Origin of the sequence: Fluviicola sp. (assembly GCF_030151805.1) — a bacterium.
GTDB lineage: Bacteria > Bacteroidota > Bacteroidia > Flavobacteriales_D > Crocinitomicaceae > Fluviicola.
On sequence record NZ_JASLCN010000427.1, the window covers coordinates 1 to 2,952 of the forward strand.

The following is a 2,952-nucleotide window of genomic DNA, read 5'->3' on the forward strand; positions in this document are numbered from 1 at the left end:
ACGCTCATTCGTTTTTCCTTTCTCGTCATTCCATTTGAAACGAATCGCAAAATCATCTCCCCGGTAAAACTGCAGTTCTTTCGGGAAAAGTTCCGTTGAATGCGGATATGCCAATGCCTGGTGACATTTCAGCGTATCCAGTGCTCTTCCCTGCAAATCATATACAGTTGCTTCTATTTCACACAAATATCCGTTCGGAATATCGGAAATAAGCATGTATTTCTCTTTACCGAGCGTATCGATCTTTTCAGCAATCGTTACATCCTTGAAATCGTTTTTTACCCGGTATTGCAGGGCTTTCCATCTCCCGAAATAATCCATACTGCTCCAGGTCGGAGCCGGCCAGCAATCGTTAAACTGCCAGTAAAGTGTTCCGGTACAGCGCGGAAAAGTGGTTCGATGCGCCACAACGGCAATTCCAACTGCTTTGGACTGTGTTAATTGCGACAAGTAAACAAAACGCTCAAAGTTGTCTGTTTTTCCGTAAAGCAGGTCCGAATGTTTCGCAATCATACTGTTCCCGACATAACTTTTCTGACGGTTTTTCATCACCTGGCTATCCAGTTTCCAATCTTTTGGCTGAATAAACGGTGATAAAGTCGCTAACTCCGGAAAGGATTGAAATCCGTATTCTGCATTGAATCTCCCGGATTTCCTTCCAAAATCTTCGATTGGGTCTTTTCCGTGCCAAACTCCCCAATAATGCTGTGTTCCATGATTGTAGAATTCATCATTTCCCCAATTACTTAAAGGCGAAGTGTGTTCGTAAGGCAGATTGGTGTATTCTTTGACCGTTTGCGGAATGAGTTCTTTGAACAGTTTTTGATAATAAGATTCAATCAGTTTGTCATCCTTTTTAGACAAGTTGTAAGTTGTTTGAAAGCCCCAATTCTTCCAGGCCACATCTACTTCATTGTTCCCATTAAACAACGTAAGTGATGCGTGTGAAGCCAAACGCGGAATCTGCTGGGAAATTTCATTCTTGACGTTCGCAAGAAATTCATCCGTCCCGGGGTACATGGCACAGGCAAACATAAAATCCTGCCAAACCATCAAACCACCTTCGTCACAAGCTTCTAAAAACGATTCCCGTGGGTAAAATCCTCCGCCCCAGATGCGCACCATATTGAAATTACAATCCAGCATGGTTTTTACTGCCAATTCCAGCTTTTCATCTGTGATTCGCGATGGAAAAATATCGTCCGGGATGTAATCTGCTCCTTTACAGAAAATCACGCGGTTGTTTACTTTCAATTGAAAAGAAGTTCCCCACTGATCTTTCTCCTGAATTAATTCTACTTTTTTAACTCCGAAACGAACATCTTTTTCAAACAGGATATCTCCCCGTTCGTTCTTCAAAACCCAATGATCCCGGTACAAAAAAGCTTCTCCTTGTCCTCTCGGCCACCACCATTCGGGGTTTTGAATCGTTTCGGTACGCTTCAGTATTTTCCCTTCGCTTTTTAGCGTTTGAGTACCGAATAAAGTACTTTCCCAGGTAAAGGATTCCGTGCTTTCTGCCGCTAAAAGGATTGAAAACTCATTTTTTGCAACAGCCTCAGAAACTTCAAGGGTTTTGAAATAATTCGTGATGACGCGATTACTTTCATAAATATCCAGATTCACCGGTTCCCAAAAACCCATCGTTAAGATTCTCAAAGACCAATCCCAGCCGAATTGATACTGCGGTTTTCGGCAATGCGGTGCTACTTCAATTTTCCCCACATCATTTGGCGCCGGAAGCGTTACTCCTACCTTTGCCATTCGCGGTTTCTGGTACATAACCGGCGGTGTGAATACAACTCTCAGTTTATTCGTTCCAGCCTGTACCTTCTCTTTCACATTGAAACGACAATGTACAAATGCGTTATTGGTTTCTGCTACAAACTTCCCATTCAGAAAGATGGATGCGTAGGTATCAACCGAGGGGAAATCCAGGTCGATGAACTGTTTTAATTCTTTTTCGTTCAGTTGAAATTCCGATTCTAAAATCCATTGATAATTTTCAACCCAGCCAAATTTATCTTCGTTTAATCCCACAAAAGGATCCGGAAGTTCCTTCATTGCCATCAGCGCTTCCTGAACAGAACCTTTTTCGCCGAAAGGAATCCAGGTTTTGGAAACCGGATGCTGTACTTTCCAGGATAATTTCATTTGACCGAAAAGAGTATGTGTCAAAAAAAACAACAGAATTAAAGGAACAATTTTTACCATTTTCTATCAAAAGGAGTATCAATCAATACATCCTGATCTTTTGTTTTTAAAGCGTAATTAAAACCGTTAAAAACGGAAAAACCGCCTACTTCACCTTTCGTATTGATCGCAATAAATGCACATTGCAATCCACTCATATCCTTGTGTTTGCGAATCAATCTTTCAACTGTTTCTTTACACGCCTGTTCCGGACTTTTTCCTTGTCGCATTAATTCCACAACCGTGTGTGATCCTGCAATGCGAATAATAGATTCTCCCAAACCGGTAGCAACAGCTCCACCAACTTCCTGATCAATGAACAATCCGGAACCGATGATCGGTGAATCGCCCAGCCGTCCGGGCAATTTATAAGCCCAGCCGGAAGTAGTACACGCTCCGCTGATTCGTCCTGCTTCATCTATTGCCAGCAAACCAATCGTATCGTGGTTTTCGTGATTGATTTCGGGTTTTTTAGCAATCGCAGCTTGTTCTTTTTTCCATTTCTCCCACTCTTTCTTCACTTCCGGAAGCGGTGTTTTGATGATTTCGAACTGATGTTTTAATGCGTATTTCTTTGCACCGGCTCCAACAAGCATCACGTGCGGTGTATTTTGCATAATGTGTTTGGCAACGGAAACCGGATGCGCAATTCCTTCCAGGCAACCAACAGAACCGCAATTGGAATTCCAATCCATGATACAAGCATCTAATGTTACATGTCCTTCACGATCCGGCATGCCTCCTATTCCGACACTTCTG

The 2,952-nt window shown here is 42.5% G+C and carries 2 protein-coding genes; both read right to left on the reverse strand.

Features of this window, described 5'->3' with window-relative positions:
* Positions 1 to 2,154, reverse strand: a 2,154-nt coding sequence (locus Q1V93_RS16285; protein WP_300666113.1) for a hypothetical protein, incomplete at its 3' end; no start/stop codon positions are given.
* Between the two features lie 53 nt (positions 2,155 to 2,207).
* On the reverse strand, positions 2,208 to 2,952 hold a 745-nt coding region (locus Q1V93_RS16290; RefSeq protein ID WP_300666114.1), incomplete at its 5' end, for an isoaspartyl peptidase/L-asparaginase.